Origin of the sequence: Streptomyces sp. NPDC001380, from assembly GCF_042895785.1 — a bacterium.
GTDB lineage: Bacteria > Actinomycetota > Actinomycetes > Streptomycetales > Streptomycetaceae > Peterkaempfera.
The window spans coordinates 24,151-42,082 of record NZ_JBIAWP010000020.1 but is presented as its reverse complement, the minus strand read 5'-3'; the positions used below and the strand labels follow the sequence as shown (position 1 = coordinate 42,082).

Genomic DNA, 17,932 nt, shown 5'->3' with positions numbered 1-17,932 from the left:
AGCGGCCCGGGGTCCGGAGTCCGGACACGCACCGTCTGCGGCACGGCCGGCGGGAGGCGGGGACCCGGTCCGCCGGGGTGCGGGCTCAGAGCAGGTTGCGGAGGACCGTCCAGGCGGCCGCGGCGCCCAGGACGCCGAGGGTGCCGGTCCGGCCGAGCCGCGGCCGGTACCGGCGCCCGCGCAGGCCGTGCCCGAGCCACCGCCCGTACAGGAGGGCGACGGCCGGCAGGGCGGCCAGCAGCGCGGCGTTGTCGTGCCAGGCGGCGGCACCGTGACCGTGCATCAGGTCGTAGGCCATCCGGGTGCCGCCGCAGCCGGGGCACAGCAGGCCGGTGACGAGGTGCCAGGGGCAGGGCGGCAGGAGCTGCCCGGGGCGGTGGGGGTCGCGGCTCCAGAGGTACGCCGCGCCGGCCGCGGCAGCGGCGAGCACGCCGAGCGGCCCGGCGGCGGGGTGGGGCCGCCGGGCCGCTCGGGGGCGCCCCCCGCCCGGCGGGCCGGGAGGGGGCGCGGAGGTGCCGGACACCGGGTCAGCCGCGCAGCACGCGGCCCTGGGCGTCGGTGCGGTCGTTGCTGACGAGGAAGAGGACACCGTCGATCAGCGCCCAGACGCCGAGCCCGCCGCAGGTGAGCAGCTGGGCGATGCCCATGCCCACGTGGCCGGTGTAGAAGCGGCCCACTCCGAAGCCGCCCAGGAAGAGCTGCAGCACGCCCGCGACGATCTTCGACTTGTCGGAGAGCGGGCGGCCGTTGGCGTCGACGGGCTGGGGGGCGCCGGGGGCGGTGGGGTGGGACACGGGGTTCTGGTCTCCTCGGGGTGGGCAGCACGGAGCACCGGACGCGGGGTCCGGGCTCCGGGAAGGGTCGTGCCGCGTGGCGGCGAGCGGCACACTAGCCGATCATCGGACCGGCTGTCTCCGCCGTTTCTCCCCCGGTTCCGCGCAGTCCCGCACACGGGCGCTCCGCCGCGCACCCGCTCCCGCCCCCGTCCCCGGTCACCGCGCGGCGGAGGCCCACTCGCGGATCTTGGCGATGCGCCCCTTGAGCTGGCCGGCCGTCGCCTGCGCCGTCAGCGGCCCGCCGCACACCCGCCGCAGCTCGTTGTGGATGGTGCCGTGGGGCTGGCCGGTGCGGTGGTGCCAGGCGGCGACCAGGGTGTTGAGCTCCTTGCGCAGCTCGCGCAGCTCCTGGTGGGTGACGACGGGCCGGTTCTCGGCGGGCACCTCCAGGAGGTCGGCCTCCTCGGCCGGCTTCGCCTTGCTGCGCTGGATCTGCCGGTGCTGCCGCTTCTGCAGCAGCATCTGGACCTGGTCGGGCTCCAGCAGGCCGGGGATGCCGAGGTACTCCTCCTCCTCCTCGCTCCCGGGGTGGGCCTGCATGCCGAACTCCATGCTGTTGTACAGCACCCGGTCGAAGACCGCGTCCGACTCCAGCGCCTCGAAGGAGAACCCCTCCTGCTGGCCGTCCGGCTCGTCCTTGGCCTGGTTGGCCTGGGCGACGAGGGCGTCCTCCTCGTCGAAGAGCCCCTCGCTCTCCTTCTTGGGCCGGTCCAGGACGTGGTCGCGCTGGAGCTCCATCTCGTTGGCGAAGCCCAGCAGCATCGGCACCGACGGCAGGAAGACCGAGGCGGTCTCGCCGCGCTTGCGGGCGCGGACGAAGCGGCCGACGGCCTGGGCGAAGAAGAGCGGGGTGGAGATGGAGGTGGCGTACACGCCGACCGCGAGCCGGGGCACGTCGACGCCCTCGGAGACCATGCGGACGGCGACCATCCACCGGTCGTCGCTCTCCGCGAAGTCGGAGATCCGCTGGGACGCCTCGGCCTCGTCGGAGAGGACGAGGGTGGCGCGGTGGCCGGTGAGCTCGCGGATCATCTTGGCGTAGGCGCGGGCGGCGGTCTGGTCGGAGGCGATGACGAGGCCGCCCGCGTCGGGGACGGCCTTGCGGACCTCGGTGAGGCGCCGGTCGGCGGCGCGCAGCACGTTGGGCATCCACTCGCCCTGCGGGGACAGGGCGGTGCGCCAGGCCTGGGCGATGGCGTCCTTGGTCATGGGCTCGCCGAGCCGCGCCTCGACCTCGTCGCCGGCCTTGGTGCGCCAGCGCATGTTGCCGCTGTAGGAGAGGAAGATCACCGGCCGCACGACGTGGTCGGCGAGGGCGTGCCCGTAGCCGTAGGTGTAGTCGGCGACGCTCTTGCGGATGCCGTCGGAGCCCGCCTCGTAGCTGACGAACGGGATGGGGTTGGTGTCCGAGCGGAAGGGCGTGCCGGTGAGGGCGAGCCGCCGGGTGGCGGGCTCGAACGCCTCGAAGCACGCCTCGCCCCAGGACTTGCTGTCGCCCGCGTGGTGGATCTCGTCCATGATCACCAGGGTCTTGCGGCCCTCGGTGCGGTTGCGGTGCAGCATCGGGTTGACGCCGACGCCCGCGTAGGTGACGACGATGCCGTGGTAGTCCCGGGAGAGCGGCCCGGAGGAGTACGCCGGGTCGAGCCGGATCCCTATCCGCGCCGCCGCCTCGGCCCACTGCTTCTTCAGGTGCTCGGTCGGGGCGACCACCGTCACCTGCTGCACCAGGTGGTTGTGGAGCAGGTACGACGCCAGCGTCAGCGCGAACGTCGTCTTGCCGGCGCCGGGCGTCGCGACCGCGAGGAAGTCGCGCGGCTGGGTCTCGACGTACTTGTCCAGGGCCCCCTGCTGCCAGGCGCGGAGCTTCCCCGCCGTGCCCCACGGGGCGCGTCCGGGGAAGGCCGGGGAGAGGTGGTGGGAAGTGGTCGCGGTACTCACGGTCTCCGAGGGGTTCGTCGGGCATCGCCCCAGGTCAGAGGCGCAACACCCAGCCGGTCTGTCGTCGGACAACCCGCCAAGACTACCGGCCCCGCGGGCGTCGGGTGCCCGTCACACCCCGTCGGGCGCCTCCGGGGACGGCGGCTCCGCCGGCGCACCGGCGGGCGTGCCGGGCACCGCACGGGCCGCCGCCGGGCGGGTGCGGCCGGAGAGCGCCGCGCCGAGCAGCGCGACCGCCGTCATCACGGCGAACACCACGGCGAAGCCGCCGGTGCTGCCCGTGCCCGCCCCCGCGCCCCCGGCGGTCGCGGCGGCCTGGGCGGCGCCGCCGAGCGCGGAGAAGAGCACCCCGGCGAGGCCGACCAGCAGGATGTTGCCGAGGGCGTCGCAGACCTGGAGGGAGGCCGAGTTGGCGCCCGCCTCGTCCGGGGCGGACAGGCTCATCATGAGGACGCTGATCGACGAGACCGCCATCCCCATGCCGATGCCGCCCACCGCCCAGGCGGCGGCGACCACCGCCGCCGGCACCGCCGGGACCAGGGCCAGGGCGGCGCCGGCGATGGCGGCCGCGGTCAGCGCGAACCCGGCCCGGATCATCGCGTGGCGGTGCCGCTGGGCGGCGGGGCGGCCCTGCAGCCAGGAGCCCAGCGCCCAGGTCAGGCCGCCGCTGGTGAGGGAGAGCCCGGCCAGGGTCGGTGTCAGGTGCCGCTCGGTGACCAGCATGAGCGGGATGAACGCCTCGGCCGCGAAGAACGCCCCCGCCGCCACGCCGCGCATCAGGATCACGGTGGGCAGCCCGCGGGCCGCCCGCAGGGTGCCGGGCGGCAGCAGCCGGGTCACGGCGGGCAGGAGCAGCGCGGCGCCCGCGGCGGCGGGCAGCAGTGCGAGCGCGTCCAGGCGCTGCCCGGCGTACTGGAGCAGCCCGGCGCCGACCGAGACGGCGAGGGCGAGGCGGATGCGGCGGCGGTCGAGGTCCCAGGAGGGCGGGGGCGCGTCGCCGCGCTCCCGCCCGGCCCGCTCGGCTCGGCGCAGTGCCGGGCCCATCACGGCGAGGGGCAGCAGCACGAGCACGGGGATGGCGAGGAAGACCCAGCGCCACCCGAGGTTCTCGGTGACGGTGCCGGCGACCGCCGGGCCGACGATCGAGGGCAGCACCCAGGAGGCCGAGAAGGCCGCGAAGACCGAGGGCCGCAGCCGCTCGGGGTAGGCGCGGCCGACCACCACGTACAGGGCGACGATCACCAGCCCGGCGCCGAGGCCCTGCACCGCGCGGCCGGCCACGAAGGGCCACATGCCGACGGCGGTGCCGGCGACCAGCAGCCCGGCGGCGAAGACGGCGATGCCGGTGAAGAGCGGCGCCATGGGGCCGCGCCGGTCGCACCACTCCCCCGACACCACCATGGCGAGCAGGCTCGTGGTGAAGAAGCCGGAGAAGGCGAGGGCGTACAGGCCGAGGCCGTGCAGGTGCTGCGCGGCGACCGGCATGGCGGTGTTGACGGCCGTGGCCTCGAAGGCGATCAGCAGGACCACGGAGACGATGCCGAGGGTGAGGGCCCGGTAGGGGCCGGAGAGCACCCCGCCGGCCTCCGCCTCCGGTTCCGCCGCTGTGCCGGGGCCGCCGGAGGGGTCGTCGGGTCGGCGTCCGGTGCGCGGGGAGGAGGCGGTGGTCATGGGGAAAAGGGTAAGGCCTCACTGCACCTTTTGCTCCTGACCTTTGGTCCGGTCGGCTGTCGGCCCGCGGTCCTGGTCCCCCGGGCCGCGTCGGACCGGGACGGGCGGGGAAGACGAGGTCACATGACCACGGAGCGCTACGCGTCGTACGACGGCACCTCCCTCGCCTACCGCGTGCTGGGCCCCGGGCCCGACGACGGCCCGCACGGCGGCACGGGGGACGGCGGCGGGGGCGCCGCACCGGTCCTGGTGTGCCTGGCGGGCGGCCCCGGGCGGGACGCCGCCTACCTGGAGGACCTCGGCGGACTGGACCGGGCGCTGACGCTGGTCGTGCCCGACCTGCGGGGCACCGGCGAGTCCCAGGTCGGCGTCGACCCGGCCGGCTACTCCTTCCCCCGGCTGGCCGAGGACGTCGAGGCGCTGCGGGCGCACCTGGGCCTGGAGCGGATCGCCCTGCTCGGCCACTCCGCCGCCGCCGTGGTCGCGCAGGCCTACGCCGCCCGGCACCCGGAGCGGCTGAGCCGCCTCGTCCTGGTCACCCCCGGCACCCGGCTGCAGGACCGCCCGACCGCCGACGCGCAGGAGATCTTCCACAGCCGGTCGGACGAGCCCTGGTACCCGGAGGCGGTGGCGGCCCTGGAGAAGCTGGCGACCGCGCACGAGCTCGCCGAGATCAAGCGGCTGCTGACGCGGGTCGCGCCGGGGACGTACGGGCACTGGGGGCCCCGCCAGCAGGCGCACGCCGCCGCCGAGGGGGACCAGCTGCACCCGGTGCCGCGGGCCGCCTTCTGGCAGGGCGTCGACGACGCGGCGCGGCGCGCGGTCGCCGACGCCCTGGGCGGCCTGGCGGTCCCGGTGCTGGTGGTGACCGGCGACCGGGACGGCGCGAGCGGGGTCGCGGCGGGCGGGGTGGTGGCGGCCCAGTTCCCCGACGCCCGCCACACCACCCTGCCCGGCTGCGGCCACTACCCGTGGGTGGACGAGCCGGAGGCCTTCCGGCGGCTGGTCGCGGGGTTCGTCGCGGGCGGGTGAGCCGGGCGCGGGGCGGGTGCGGGGCGGGTGCGGGGCGGGCGCGGGGCGGGTGCGGAGGGCGGACGCGGCCGGTCCGCCGGGCCGCCGTCGAACCGGTGCGGGTCCGGCCGCGTACGTACGGGCAACGGTGTGGTGAAGCGACAGTCCCGCAGGGCGGCCGGCGCAACGGTCAGACGACGGCGTCCTGCGGCCGGACAGGAAGGCGGGTGACGGGCCGTCCCGTGGCAGCACGGACGGCGGCGGCCACGGCGGCCGGGGCGACCACGGCGGGTGCAGCCCCGACCGCCTTGGCCCCGAAGCTCGCCACCACGTCGCGCTCCTCCAGCAGCGCCGCGATCCGCACCTCGGGGGTGTCCAGCGCGGTCGGCAGCCGGTAGCCGGTGAAGGACGGGTTGACCAGGCGGCCGTCCTCGGCCTGCAGCTCCTCCAGGAGGGCCAGGCCCACGCCCTGGGTGACCCCGGCCTCGATCCGGGCCTCGATCTGGCGCGGGTTCAGAGCCCGGCCCACGTCCTGGGCCACCGTCACGTCGACCACGCGGACCGCGCCCAGCTCGATGTCCACGTCGACCACGGCCCGCATCGCGCAGAAGGCGACGGAGACGAAGGCGTCGCCCTGCCCCGCGTCGTCCAGGGGCTCGGTGGGGTGGGGGCGGCACTGGGCGGTGGCCCAGAGCTCCTTGCCCTCCAGCGCCTCGGAGACCGGCATGCCGAGCACCCCGTCGTACGAGGTGATCTTGCCGTCGGCGATCTGGAGCAGCTCCGGGGACATGCCGAAGTTGGCCGCGATGGGCTGGAGCAGCTGGTGGCGGACCATCAGGGCGGCCTTCTCCACCGCGCCGCCCGACACCCAGGTCTGGCGGCCGCGGGCGGTGGGCCCGGCGGCGGGCTGGTCGGTGTCGACGGGCGCGATCCACACGTCGGTGACGCCCAGCACGTCCTGCACGACCTGCCGGGCCAGCGTGGCGAAGCCCTGGCCCGCGTCGACGGCGGCGCAGATCACGGTGGCCTGCTCGCCGCTCACGCGGACGGTGGCGGTGGAGACCTCGTCGGCGCCCTCGGCGCCCAGCATGTGCACCATGCCCACGGCGTAGCCGATGCCGCGGCGCACCGCGGCCGGGTCGCCGGCGCCGTGCGGGCCGCCCGGCAGCAGCCACTCGGTGTCGGGCTCGTCCACCGGGAGCGGCGGCAGCGGCTCGGCGGCGACCGCGTCCAGCAGCGCGCCCACGGGGGCGGGGCAGGTGACGGCCTGTCCGGTGGGCATCAGGTCGCCGGTGGCCATGGCGTTGCGGCGGCGGATCTCCAGCGGGTCCACGCCCAGCTTGGCGGCGAGCTTGTCGAGCTGGGACTCGTAGGCGAAGCACGCCTGGAGCGCGCCCTCGCCGCGCATGCGGCCGGCGGGCGGGTTGTTGGTGCGCACGGCCCAGGCGTCGACGAAGACGTGGGGGACGACGTAGGGCCCGGCGGAGAAGGCGGCGGCCGCGGCCAGCGCCTCGCTGGAGACGTCGGCGTAGGCGCCGCCGTCCAGCAGGATCTGCGCCTCCACCTTGACCAGGTGGCCGAGGGAGTCGGCGTGGTGGCGGTAGCGCAGCAGCGCCGGGTGGCGGTGGGCGTGGGCGTGGAAGGACTCCTCGCGGCCGAGCGCCATCTTGACCGGGCGTCCGGTGCGCAGCGCCAGCAGGGCCAGGGTGACCTGGAAGGAGAGGTCCTCGCGGTCGGCGGTGGCGCCGGGCACGCCGGTGACGACCAGCCGCACCCGGTCGGGCTCCAGGCCCAGGCAGGCGGCGGCGCGGTCGCGGTCGCCGTGCGGGTCGGTGGAGGCGACGTGCAGCTCCACGCCGCCGTCGGGGCGGGGCACGGCCAGGCCCGCCTCGGCGCCGATCGGCGCGGGGTCCTGGCGGCCGACCTGGTACAGGCCCTCCACGACCACGTCGCCGACGGCGTCCGGGTCGCCGAAGCGCAGCGGCAGGTGGCGGAAGAGGTTGCCGTCCGGGTGCAGCGGACCGGCGTGGAAGGACTTCTCCGGGTCGGTGACCGGCTCCAGCACCTCGTACTCGACGGCGACGGCGGCCGCGGCCAGCCGGGCGGTGTCGGGGTGGTCGGCGGCGACGGCGGCGACCGGCTCGCCCTGGTGGCGGACGACCTCGGCGGCGAGCACCGGCCGGTCGGCGATCACCGGGCCGTGCGGGGCCCCGGCGGCGCGGCCCCCGTGGTCGGACGGCAGGTCGGCGGCGGTCACCACGGCGTGCACGCCGGGCAGGGCCAGGGCGGCCGTGGCGTCGACGGAGACGATGCGGGCGTGCGGGTGCGGGGAGCGCAGCACGGCGCCCCAGAGCAGCCCCTCGGCCCACAGGTCGGCGGCGTAGGGGTAGACGCCCAGGGCCTTGGGCAGGGCGTCCTGGCGGACCGGGGAGCTGCCGAGGCCGAACGGCTCCGGCTCCGGGGCGGCCTCCTCCGCCGCGGCGCCGGCCGCGGGTTCGGCCGGGGCGGCCGGGGCTCCGAACACGTTTCCGAGGACGCCGCCGGCCGCGCTGCCGGGCTCGGGGGCGGGTCCGGCGCCGGGGGCGCCTGACGCGGTGTCGGTGGGGGCGGTCATGCGCGGTCATCCTGGGGAGTGGGGGTCCCCCCGGCCGGGGGCCGGGGGAGGCTGCCGTCGGGGGCGGGGGTGCCGTACGGCGGCGTCCCGTGGTCGGGGTGCGCGCCGTACTGCGGTCCCAGCCCGTGCGCGGGATCGTAGGCCGCCTGGCCGTCCGGCGTGTAGAGGTCGGGCACGGGGGCGGTGTCCGCGCCGTGGCTCTGCCGGTAGGGGTCGGGGTGGTAGGCGCCGGCGTACGGCTCCTCGGCGTAGACGCCCGTGCCGTAGGGGTCGGGCGCGTAGGTGCCGTAGGCGGCGGGGGCGGGCTCGCCGGCCTGCGGGGCCGCGGCGGCCTCCAGGACGGCGTCGAGGGGGCCGAAGAGGGGGTCGACCTCGGCAGGGGGCGGCGGGGCGGCGGCCGGGCCGCCGGGGGCGGGCTCGAACCCCGGGTGGGGGACGTCCGCGTACACGGGCGGCTCGGCGCCGGGGTCCGGAAGGGGGGCCTCGGGGACGTCGGCCGCGGGGGCGGCCGGGTCCGCGGCCGCGGGGGCGGCCGGGTCCGCAGGCGCGGGGGCGGCCGGGGCCGCAGGCGCGGGGGCGGCCGGGGCCGGGTCCGCAGGCGCGGGGGCGGCCGGGCCGCCGTCGGCCTGCGCGGGCGCCTCGGACGCGGGGGCGGTGTGCTCCGGCTCGGCGGCGGCCGCGGCGCGCTCCCCGGCGACCGTGCGGACGGCCCGCAGAACGCCCTGGTAGCCGGTGCAGCGGCACAGGTTGCCGCAGAGCGCCTCCCGGGCCTCCACGTCGCTCGGCCGGTGGTTGCGCTGCAGCAGGTCGTGGACGGCCATGGCGAGGCCCGGCACGCAGTAGCCGCACTGCACGGCGCCGCTCTCCGCCAGCGCCCGCTGCACGTCGGAGGGCACGCCGTCGTCGACGAGCCCCTCGACGGTCTGGATGTCGCCGCCCGCGGCGAGGGCCGCGGGCACGAGGCAGGAGGCCACCAGCTGGCCGTCCACCTGCACCGAGCAGGCACCGCACTCACCCTGCTCGCAGCCGTCCTTGGCGCCGGCCAGGCCCAGCCGCTCGCGCAGCACGAAGAGCAGGCTCTCGCCGATCCAGGCGTCGGCCACCGGGCGGTCGGCGCCGTTGACCCGCAGCGTGTACGAGGCGCAGGGCCGCTCCGCGCCCCCCACCGGCGTCCCGTACGCGGGCGTGCCGTGCCCGCCGTGCTCCTCCGCGCCCGGCTCCTCCGCCCCGTAGGGGGTGTCGCCGTACGGGGTGTCGCCGTAGGGGGCGTCGCCGAACGGGGCGTCACCGAACGGGGGGGCGCCGTCGTACGGGCCGCCGGGGCCGGGCGTGCCGTACCCCTGCGCCGCGTCGGTGTCCTGCCCGCCGTCCGGGGTCGGGTGGTCCGTCACTTGAGCGCCCTCCCCAGTGCACGTCGGGCCAGAACCGCCACCGTACGCCGGAGCCGCTGGGCCGCGGCGGGCGGCCCCCCGGCGGGGGCCGGTCCGTCGCCCGCCCCGGGGGCGGGGCCGCCGGGGTCGGCCAGGGCCTGCGGGTCGGGCACGCAGGCGCCCGCGACGTACTCGCCGAAGGCGGTGAGGGCGGCCGGGTCGATGCCGCGCTCGCCGTCCCAGTCGATGCAGGTGGAGACCCACGCCTCGGCCTCCAGCGGCCGCAGCGGCACGGGGGCGACGGCTCCCACCGCGCAGCGGACGGCGCGGCGGGCCGGGTCGAGGACGAGGGCGACCGAGGCGGCGGCGCGGGCGGGCCCGCTGCGGCCGGTGGCCTTGAGGTAGACCTGCGGGGCGTGCAGCAGCGGCACCCGCACCCAGCCGAGGAGTTCGCCCGGGCGCATGGGGTCGAGGCCGGTGAGCAGGTGGCTGACCGGGACCTCGCGGGAGCCGGCGGGGCCGGTCAGGGTGACGGCGGCCTCCAGGGCGGCGAGCACGGGGAGGGTGTCGCCGGCCGGGTCGGCGGTGGCGATGTTGCCGCCGAGGGTGCCGGAGTTGCGGATCTGCGGGGGGCCGGCGGTGCGGGCGGCGTCGGCGAGGGCGGGGATGAGGGCGGCGAAGTCGGGGCGGCCCATGCGGGCGTGGGTGAGCCCGGCGCCGAGGACCGCGGTGCCGCCGTCCTCGTAGCGCCAGCCGCGCAGTTCGCTGATCCGGCCGAGGCCGACGAGGGCGGGCGGGCGGAGCAGCCCGGCGTTGACGGCGCCCATGAGGTCGGTGCCGCCGGCGACCGGGACGGCGGCCGGCGCGGCGGCCAGCGCCTCGACGGCCTCCTCCAGCGTGGCCGGCAGCATGATGGTCCGGTTCACCCTGTCCTCACCGCGCTCTGCTCGCTCACGAAGCCGCCCCTTCCCCGCCCGTACGGTACGTGCAAACCCTCCGGGCGGGGCAACTCTGGCACACAATGCACGGTGATCATTGACGGGGTGCGGGGGCGCTCCTCCGCGCCCGGCGCACGCCCGCGCACCAAAGCCCCCCAAGCCGGGCGGACCGGGCACGCCGGCGACCACACCCGTCCTGACGGACGGGCCGCGGCGGAGGTTCCCCGGGCGGGCGGCGCGCCGGTTGACGGCCGGTCGGCCGCGGACCCCCGGTCCCCTGGGCGGTCCCGGGGGCGGGCGGTGGCCCCGGCCCTCCGCGTCAGACGGCCGGGCGCCCCGCCTCCCCGGGCCGGTGCCGCCACGGGTGCGGGCCCCCGGGCGGCAGGCACTCCACGCCCATCGCGTCCAGGCGGGCCAGGTGGACCGCCAGGCGCCGCCCGAAGCCGTCGAGGTCGCGCTCGGCGGGGTCGGCCGGCAGCTGGGACCAGGCGACCTCGGCGAAGGCCGCGAGGCGGGGGAAGAGGAGGCGGTCCAGGTCGCGGGCGTCCCCGGCCGCCTCGTTCCACAGCTCGGCCCGCACGCCGACGACGCGCCGGGCGGCCTCCGGGTCGGCGCGCAGCTCCGGCGGGACCGGTTCGAGGCGGTAGACGTCGGCGACCGTCAGCACGCGGTCCGCCGTCCCGGGCGCGTCGCGGGCGCCGGACCGCGGGCGGTCGAGGCGCGCCTGCTCCGGGCACACCACCACGTCGCGCCCGGCGGCGGCCGCCGCGGCGGCCGCGGCCGCGGACCGCACCGGGACCGCGCCCCCCTCCCCGTCCGGCCACGACCCGCCGTCCCCGGGCGGGGGGCTCCCGCCGCCGGGGGCGGCGGGGTGCCCGAAGACCTCCCGGACCTCCTCCAGCGCCTCCGCGGCACAGCCGGGCCCCCCGGCGGGCGCGCCGCCCCCGTCCGCCCCCGGGGGGCCGGCCCCGGGCAGGCCGATGCCGGGGACGACGGCGATCTGCCGCTCGGCGGCGTACGCGGCGATCTCACGGAGGTCGTCACGGCTGTACCGGCCTCCGTGCGCCGGGCCTCCGCGCGACAGTCCGTCGCGGGCCCCGCCGGGACCGGCCGGGGCCCCCTCGGCCGGGGCGGCGACGGCGTCGGGGTGGAGGCGGAGCCGGAGCACGTTGAGCTTGTGGGCGGCCATCAGGTCGAGGTACCGCAGCACGTCGCGCCGGGGCAGGAAGCGGCGGGCGGCGTCGAGCAGCAGGCCGCGCCGGGCGAAGCGGGGCGCGTCCTGGATGCGGCAGATGGGCAGGTGCCAGGAGCGGCCGGCCAGCGGGGCGCGCCGGTAGGCGTCCGGGCCGAGGAGCTGCCGCAGGGTCTGGGCGCCCCAGAAGACCCCGGCGGGGCCGCCGCCGAAGACGTCGGCACCGTTGGGCGACACCATGACCTGGTAGCCCTCCGGTCCCAGCTCCTCGGTGACCAGCGGGTGGACGGCGAGCCTGACCGCGTGGGCGGGCCCGCCGGACCCGCCGGACGCCGCCTCCGGCGGGAGGAGCGGGAGGCCGGTGGCCGCGCCCAGCTCGGCGCGCAGCCACCGCTCGGCCCGCCCGGCGCCCGGCCCGGCCGACAGCGCGGTGCCGGGCCCGAGGGCGATGCACTGGCCGTCCCCGTACCGGTGGGCGTCGAGCGGGTCGGGTAGCAGGTCCATACGGCCATCCTGCCCCGCGGGGCACCGGACGGCAGGGCGGACCGTCAGCCCTTGCCGCCGCCCTTGCCGCCCTTGTCCTTGTCGCCGCCGCCGAGCGGCATCGACTCGAAGATCTCCTTGCACATCGGGCAGACCGGGTACTTCTTCGGGTCGCGGCCCGGGACCCAGACCTTGCCGCAGAGCGCGACCACCGGCGAACCGGAGAGCGCGCTCTCCATGATCTTGTCCTTCTGGACGTAGTGCGCGAAGCGCTCGTGGTCGCCGTCCCCGTTGGACACCTGGGGGGTCGGCTCCACAAGGGTGCCGGTGCCGTGGCCGCGCTCGGGCTCGAGAGTGCTCATACGACCCAAGTCTAGGTGCCGCACCCGGGGTCGCCGCCAGGCCGCCGGGCCGGTCGCGGGCGGATCCGGGGGAGTTCCGGGGAGGGTTCCGGGACGGGGCCCGGGAAGGGCGCCGAGGCGGGGGCGCGGACCGCGCGGGGCGGGGGCCGGCCGGTGCGGCCCCGGGGCGGCCGCTCAGTTCATCGTCGGGTCGTCCGGATAGGTGGCCATCATGGCCAGCTCGCCGCGCTGGCGGCGCAGCACCGAGCGCCAGAGCTGGTCCGGCTCGGGGCAGGAGACGTCGCCGGGCTCGCACTCCACCACGTACCAGGCGCCCTCGACCAGCTCGTCCTCCAGCTGGCCCGGGGACCAGCCGGCGTAGCCCGCGAAGACCCGCAGCGAGCCCAGCTCGGCGGCCAGCAGCTCGGGCGGCGCCTCCAGGTCCACCAGGCCGATGGCGCCGTGCACCCGCCGCCAGCCCAGGGGGTCCTCCTCGGCGGGCTCGCCCGGGACCACGGCGATCGCCAGGGCGGAGTCCAGCGACACCGGTCCCCCCTGGAAGACCACGGGGGGATCGCCCGCGAGCTCCGCCCAGGGCTCCAGGACGGCGGAGACGTCGACCGTGGTGGGCCGGTTCAGGACGACCCCCAGCGACCCCTCCTCGTCGTGGTCGAGGAGGAGCACCACGGCCCGCTCGAAGTTGGGGTCGGTCAGCGCGGGCGCCGCGACGAGCAGCCGCCCGGTGAGCGAGGAGACCTCGGTCATGGACCCATGATCCCGCATGGGACCGCCGCACGGATAGCCGACGCGGCCGGGGGTAGGTGCGGTCGGCCGGACTCCCCGCGGACGGGCCGGAGTGACATACCTCACATCCGATCCGTCCGCCCGGCGGGTTTCAACCGCCCCTCAGACCGTCCTCGCCACAGGGGAACCGGCCGGACGGCCATTACCATCTTCAGGAAGCGGAGGGCCCGGCCGGAGCCGCGGGCGCCCTCCCCGCCGAGGGCGGCACCTCCCCGCCCGCCGCCCCTCCGTGCGAGCATCACCCCGCACCGACCGCACACCCGGGAATGCGAGAGACATGACCGACGACGTCCTGCTTGTCCACGGCGGCACCCCGCTCGAGGGCGAGATCCGTGTCCGCGGCGCGAAGAACCTCGTGCCGAAGGCCATGGTCGCCGCCCTCCTCGGGCACGAGCCCAGCCGCCTGCGCAACGTCCCCGACATCCGGGACGTCAAGGTCGTCCGCGGCCTGCTGCAGCTGCACGGGGTCACCGTCCGCCAGGGCGAGGAGGAGGGCGAGCTGATCCTCGACCCCTCGCACGTGGAGAGCGCCAACGTCGCCGACATCGACGCCCACGCCGGCTCGTCGCGCATCCCGATCCTCTTCTGCGGCCCGCTGCTGCACCGCCTGGGCCACGCCTTCATCCCGGGCCTGGGCGGCTGCCACATCGGCGACCGGCCGGTCGACTTCCACCTGGACGTGCTGCGCCAGTTCGGCGCCGTGGTGGAGAAGAACGCCGAGGGCCTCTACCTCACCGCCCCGCAGCGCCTGCGCGGCACCAAGATCCGTCTGCCGTACCCGTCGGTCGGCGCCACCGAGCAGGTGCTGCTCACGGCCGTCCTGGCCGAGGGCATCACCGAGCTGAGCAACGCCGCGATCGAGCCGGAGATCGTCGACCTCATCTGCGTGCTGCAGAAGATGGGCGCCATCATCTCCATGGGCACCGACCGCACCATCCTCATCACCGGCGTGGACCGCCTCGGCGGGTACAACCACCGCGCCCTGCCGGACCGCCTGGAGTCCGCCTCCTGGGCCTGCGCCGCCCTCGCCACCCACGGCGACGTCTACGTCCGCGGCGCCCGCCAGCTGGAGATGATGACCTTCCTCAACACCTTCCGGAAGGTCGGCGGCGCCTTCGAGGTCGACGACGACGGCATCCGCTTCTGGCACCCCGGCGGCGAGCTCAACGCGATCGCCCTGGAGACCGACGTCCACCCCGGCTTCCAGACCGACTGGCAGCAGCCGCTGGTCGTCGCGCTCACCCAGGCCACGGGCCTGTCGATCGTCCACGAGACGGTGTACGAGTCGCGGCTGGGCTTCACCTCGGCGCTCAACAAGATGGGCGCCCACATCCAGCTCTACCGCGAGTGCCTGGGCGGCACCCCCTGCCGCTTCGGCCGCCGCAACTTCCAGCACTCCGCCGTCGTCTCGGGCCCGAGCCGGCTGCAGGGCGCCGACCTGGTCATCCCCGACCTGCGCGGCGGCTTCTCGTACCTGATCGCGGCGCTCGCCGCCGAGGGCACCTCCACCGTCCACGGCATCAGCCTGATCAACCGCGGCTACGAGAACTTCATGGAGAAGCTCCGCGCGCTCGGCGCCAAGGTCGAGACCCCGGCCGAGGCGGCCGCCGCGGTCTGACCCGCCCCGCACGCACGCCCCGCACGCACGCCGCGGCCGGGCCCCGGACACGCCGTCCGGGGCCCGGCCGCGCGTCGTCGGGGACCCGCCGGGGGACCGCTCGGCGCCGTACCCGCCGGAACGGCGCGCACGCCCGGCGGGCAGGTCGCCGGCCCAGCGGCCGCCGGTCGCGGAAGAAGCCGCCGCGGGGGCCGTCGTCGGGCGGGGTGGCGGCCCGGACCACGCCCTCGGCGCTCACCGCGGCCGGGCGGGCGCCCGTCCGCTCCCGGACCGCGGGGCGGCCCCGGCCGGTCTCACGACCCGTGGTAGAGCCGGTCCGGGTCGACGAGCAGGGCCTCGCCGCGGGCGGCGGCGGCCTCCAGGGCCGGGGTGAAGCCGGCCGCGCCGTAGAGGGCGGGCAGGGTGCGGGAGGTGTCCTCGCCCCGGACGGCGAGCAGGTCCAGGGCGCGGCGCAGGTGGGCGAGGTCGGGGAGGTCCAGCGGGCGGTCCCAGGCGGTGGTGCCGACGGAGAGCAGGGCGCCGGGGCGGCGTCCGGCGGGGCCGCGGACGGCGAGGTCGACGGCGAGGGCGGCGCCGTCGCGGCCGGAGTCCGCGGCGGTGCCCGGTCCGGCGGCGGCCGGCTCGCCCGGGAAGGTGCCGGGGCCGGCGTGGTCCAGGACCCACTCGCGGCAGATCCGGGTGAAGTGGGGGCCGACGACCCGCGTGCGGAAGGTGCCGCGCAGTTCCGCCCACACCCGCGCCGCAGGCTCCTGCTCCAGCCGGGAGCGGTGGGGCCGCAGGACGGCGTGCTCGAAGGCCAGCAGCGGCTCCGCGATGCACAGGTGGACCCGGTGCGGCTGGAAGGCGTCCGGCGCGGCCTCGATCAGGCCGCAGTCCTGGAGCGGCACCAGGGCGTGGGAGACGTCCTCCAGCCGCAGGCCGAGGCGGACGGCGACGTCGCCGCGGCCGGTGCAGCCGGCGGCGACGGCGGCGAGCACCGAGTGGCAGACGGCCCGGTCGGTGAGGGCGGGCTCCTCCTCGACGAGGTGCGCGGCCTCGTGGAAGAGCGGGACGCGCGGCTCGAGGACCGTCCGGACGACCCAGGCGTCGAAGTCGCCGGGGCCGGCGGGCGCGTCGTCGCGGACGTAGGCGTACCGGTAGGCAGGGGTGCCGCCGACGACGGAGTGGAGCAGGACCGCGAGGTGCGGGTCGTCGGCGCCCCAGAGGCGGGCGGCCCGGCGGAAGCCGAGCGGGCCGACGGAGAGCCGCAGGGCGGCCAGGCCGTGCAGCGGCGAGGTGGCGCTGAACAGGCGGTTCATCACGGACAGGGCGCTGCCGCTCAGCAGCAGCCGGGCGCGGCCGCGCCGCTGCCCGTCGTGGTCGCGGGTCCAGGCGCGCAGCACGGTGGAGGGCAGCGCGGGGCTCTGCCGGACCAGGTGGGGGAACTCGTCGAGCACGACCGGGACGGGCCGGTCGGCGCCGAGGGCGAGCAGGGCGTCGAGGGCGTCGTCCCAGCCGGTCCAGCGGGCGGGCCGGGCGGCGCCGGTGTGCCGGGCGAGCTCGTCGGCGAGGCGCTGCAGGGACTCGGACTCGGCGGCCTCCTGGGCGGCGAAGTAGAAGCCGTCCGCCGCCCGGGTGAGGGCTTCGAGGAGGAAGGTCTTGCCCTGCCGGGACCGGCCGGAGACGACGCCGAGGGTCGAGCCGGGCCGCGGGTCGCGGGCGAAGTCCGCCAGCGCCGCCCACTCGGCGTCGCGGTCGAAGACCTCCGGCGGCTTGGGGAGGGCCGGTCCGGGGGTCCGGGGGGCATCGGGGACCCCGGGCGCGCCGGGGGTCCCCGGGGCCTCGGGGTGGTGGACGTCCATGGGCCCGTCCCGTCGTCGGTGGCTGCTCCTCACTCCGGAGTACACCCCGGGGGCGCCGGACGCGCGACCCGGGGCGGTCCGGGGCCGGGCCGTGCCGGGCCGTGCCGGGCCGTGCCGGGCCGTGCCGGGCCGTTGCCGCCCGGCGCACGGCGCGCTCCCGGACTCCGTCCGGGAGGTGCCCCCGGGCACGGCACCGCGCCGCGCCGGGGCCGGCCCGGTACGCCCGGGACGCGGCCGGTCCCCCGCCCCGCGGTGCACCGCGCGGGGCCCTCCCGCCCTCCGGCGGGCGGGAGGGTCCCGCGCGCGCCTGACCGGCGCGCACGGCCCGGCACCGCCTAGCCTGGGGTGGGGGCTGCCGGCCCGGACCGCCGCGGGACGCCGCCCGGCCGCCGCCGGAGGTGGGTGGGCATGGGCCACTGGTGGTACCGGAACATCGTCGAGCCGGGCAAGCTGCCGCTGCTGCTCTGCCTGCTGGCGTTCGTGCTGACCTTCCTGGCCACCCGCACCGTCACCCGGCTGATCCGGGCCGGGCGCGGCCCCTTCCGCAACGTCAGCAGCGGGGGCGTCCACATCCACCACGTGGTGCCGGGGATCCTGCTGGCGGTGACGGGCGGGTTCGCGGCCGTGGCGGCGCCGGGCCAGGGGGCGGGGAAGGCCGCGGCGGGGGTGGTGTTCGGCGTGGGCGCAGGGCTGGTCATGGACGAGTTCGCGCTGGTGCTGCACCTGCAGGACGTCTACTGGACCGAGGAGGGCCGGCGCTCGGTGGAGATGGTGGTGCTGACCGCCGCGGCCGTGGGGGTGGTGCTGCTCGGGGCGGTTCCGCTGGGGGTGGACGAGGTGGGGCAGGCGGAGCGGGCCGACCGGGCGTCGCTGGTGTCGACGGTGGCGGTCAACTTCCTCTTCGTCGTGGCCGCGCTGGCGAAGGGGAAGTACCGGCTGGGGGTGATCGGCGTGCTGGTGCCGGTGGTCGCCCTGGTGGGCGCGGTGCGGCTGGCCCGGGTGGACTCGCCGTGGGCGCACCGCCTGTACCGGTCGGAGCGCAAGCGGGAGCGGGCCGCCGCCCGGCAGGCGAGGCACGACGCGCGGTGGGGCGGGGTGCGCCGGCGGCTGGAGGACTGGCTGGGCGGCACGCCCCGGGGCTGAGCGGGGCCGGGCCGGGCCCGGCGGCGTGGGGCGGGGCAGCCGTGCGGCCGGGCCCCGCAACGGCCCGGGAACGCCCGGGGCCGGGGCGGGCGGCCTCGTGGAGAGCCGCCCGCCCCGGCCCCGGGGTGG

General features: G+C 77.8%; 14 protein-coding genes. 3 read left to right on the top strand and 11 right to left on the bottom strand.

Annotated features, from left to right (window positions below; translation table 11 throughout):
- Positions 1–85: 85 nt before the first annotated feature.
- The 4 genes from ACFY07_RS22335 to ACFY07_RS22320 all read right to left on the bottom strand — a co-directional run bounded on the left by ACFY07_RS22335 (position 86) and on the right by ACFY07_RS22320 (position 4,448).
- On the bottom strand, positions 86–523 hold the full coding sequence (locus ACFY07_RS22335; protein ID WP_390870947.1) for a DUF2752 domain-containing protein: 438 nt from the start codon (positions 521–523) through the stop codon (positions 86–88).
- Between the two features lie 4 nt (positions 524–527).
- Positions 528–794 (bottom strand): TM2 domain-containing protein, encoded by a 267-nt coding sequence (locus tag ACFY07_RS22330; protein ID WP_374228223.1) that lies wholly within the window; start codon positions 792–794, stop codon positions 528–530.
- Between the two features lie 198 nt (positions 795–992).
- Entirely contained in the window at positions 993–2,777 is a 1,785-nt protein-coding gene (locus tag ACFY07_RS22325; RefSeq protein WP_230745612.1) for a DEAD/DEAH box helicase, read from the bottom strand.
- 111 nt (positions 2,778–2,888) lie between these two features.
- Positions 2,889–4,448, bottom strand: a complete 1,560-nt coding sequence (locus ACFY07_RS22320; RefSeq protein WP_390870944.1) for an MFS transporter — start codon at positions 4,446–4,448, stop codon at positions 2,889–2,891.
- Positions 4,449–4,571: 123 nt separating this feature from the next.
- Here ACFY07_RS22320 and ACFY07_RS22315 point away from each other — a divergent pair, with 123 nt between their 5' ends.
- On the top strand, positions 4,572–5,480 hold the full coding sequence (locus ACFY07_RS22315; RefSeq protein ID WP_390870942.1) for an alpha/beta fold hydrolase: 909 nt from the start codon (positions 4,572–4,574) through the stop codon (positions 5,478–5,480).
- A 169-nt stretch (positions 5,481–5,649) separates the two neighbouring features.
- Here ACFY07_RS22315 and ACFY07_RS22310 read toward each other — a convergent pair whose 3' ends face one another.
- From ACFY07_RS22310 to ACFY07_RS22285, 6 genes are all read right to left on the bottom strand, one after another.
- Positions 5,650–8,073: a xanthine dehydrogenase family protein molybdopterin-binding subunit gene (locus tag ACFY07_RS22310; RefSeq protein WP_390870940.1), complete on the bottom strand. Its 2,424-nt coding sequence runs from the start codon at positions 8,071–8,073 to the stop codon at positions 5,650–5,652.
- Positions 8,070–9,464, bottom strand: a complete 1,395-nt coding sequence (locus ACFY07_RS22305; RefSeq protein WP_390870937.1) for a (2Fe-2S)-binding protein — start codon at positions 9,462–9,464, stop codon at positions 8,070–8,072. The genes ACFY07_RS22310 and ACFY07_RS22305 overlap by 4 nt, the downstream gene beginning before the upstream one ends.
- Positions 9,461–10,354, bottom strand: a complete 894-nt coding sequence (locus ACFY07_RS22300) for an FAD binding domain-containing protein (protein ID WP_390871072.1) — start codon at positions 10,352–10,354, stop codon at positions 9,461–9,463. The genes ACFY07_RS22305 and ACFY07_RS22300 overlap by 4 nt, the downstream gene beginning before the upstream one ends.
- Positions 10,355–10,700: 346 nt before the next feature.
- Entirely contained in the window at positions 10,701–12,077 is a 1,377-nt protein-coding gene (locus tag ACFY07_RS22295; RefSeq protein ID WP_390870935.1) for a family 20 glycosylhydrolase, read from the bottom strand.
- Positions 12,078–12,121: 44 nt separating this feature from the next.
- Entirely contained in the window at positions 12,122–12,418 is a 297-nt protein-coding gene (locus ACFY07_RS22290; RefSeq protein WP_230745603.1) for a DUF3039 domain-containing protein, read from the bottom strand.
- Between the two features lie 174 nt (positions 12,419–12,592).
- Positions 12,593–13,162, bottom strand: a complete 570-nt coding sequence (locus ACFY07_RS22285) for a YqgE/AlgH family protein (protein WP_390870933.1) — start codon at positions 13,160–13,162, stop codon at positions 12,593–12,595.
- A gap of 316 nt (positions 13,163–13,478) precedes the next feature.
- Here ACFY07_RS22285 and murA point away from each other — a divergent pair, with 316 nt between their 5' ends.
- On the top strand, positions 13,479–14,819 hold the full coding sequence (murA, locus tag ACFY07_RS22280) for a UDP-N-acetylglucosamine 1-carboxyvinyltransferase (RefSeq protein WP_230745599.1): 1,341 nt from the start codon (positions 13,479–13,481) through the stop codon (positions 14,817–14,819).
- A gap of 293 nt (positions 14,820–15,112) precedes the next feature.
- Here the strand turns inward: murA and ACFY07_RS22275 are convergent, their stop codons facing one another.
- Entirely contained in the window at positions 15,113–16,660 is a 1,548-nt protein-coding gene (locus ACFY07_RS22275) for an ATP-binding protein (RefSeq protein ID WP_390870931.1), read from the bottom strand.
- A gap of 408 nt (positions 16,661–17,068) precedes the next feature.
- Here ACFY07_RS22275 and ACFY07_RS22270 point away from each other — a divergent pair, with 408 nt between their 5' ends.
- A complete protein-coding gene (locus tag ACFY07_RS22270; RefSeq protein WP_390870929.1) occupies positions 17,069–17,803 on the top strand; it encodes a hypothetical protein in 735 nt (244 codons plus the stop codon).
- Positions 17,804–17,932 lie beyond the last annotated feature (129 nt).

What these genes read in the sequence shown, in the direction of transcription:
- ACFY07_RS22270 (WP_390870929.1), top strand. Translation starts at nt 17,069, where the DNA reads ATGGGCCACTGGTGGTACCGGAACATCGTCGAGCCGGGCAAGCTGCCG.
- murA (WP_230745599.1), top strand. Translation starts at nt 13,479, where the DNA reads ATGACCGACGACGTCCTGCTTGTCCACGGCGGCACCCCGCTCGAGGGC.
- ACFY07_RS22285 (WP_390870933.1), bottom strand. Translation starts at nt 13,162, where the DNA reads ATGACCGAGGTCTCCTCGCTCACCGGGCGGCTGCTCGTCGCGGCGCCC.
- ACFY07_RS22290 (WP_230745603.1), bottom strand. Translation starts at nt 12,418, where the DNA reads ATGAGCACTCTCGAGCCCGAGCGCGGCCACGGCACCGGCACCCTTGTG.
- ACFY07_RS22275 (WP_390870931.1), bottom strand. Translation starts at nt 16,660, where the DNA reads ATGGACGTCCACCACCCCGAGGCCCCGGGGACCCCCGGCGCGCCCGGG.
- ACFY07_RS22300 (WP_390871072.1), bottom strand. Translation starts at nt 10,354, where the DNA reads ATGCTGCCGGCCACGCTGGAGGAGGCCGTCGAGGCGCTGGCCGCCGCG.
- ACFY07_RS22320 (WP_390870944.1), bottom strand. Translation starts at nt 4,448, where the DNA reads ATGACCACCGCCTCCTCCCCGCGCACCGGACGCCGACCCGACGACCCC.
- ACFY07_RS22295 (WP_390870935.1), bottom strand. Translation starts at nt 12,077, where the DNA reads ATGGACCTGCTACCCGACCCGCTCGACGCCCACCGGTACGGGGACGGC.
- ACFY07_RS22315 (WP_390870942.1), top strand. Translation starts at nt 4,572, where the DNA reads ATGACCACGGAGCGCTACGCGTCGTACGACGGCACCTCCCTCGCCTAC.
- ACFY07_RS22310 (WP_390870940.1), bottom strand. Translation starts at nt 8,073, where the DNA reads ATGACCGCCCCCACCGACACCGCGTCAGGCGCCCCCGGCGCCGGACCC.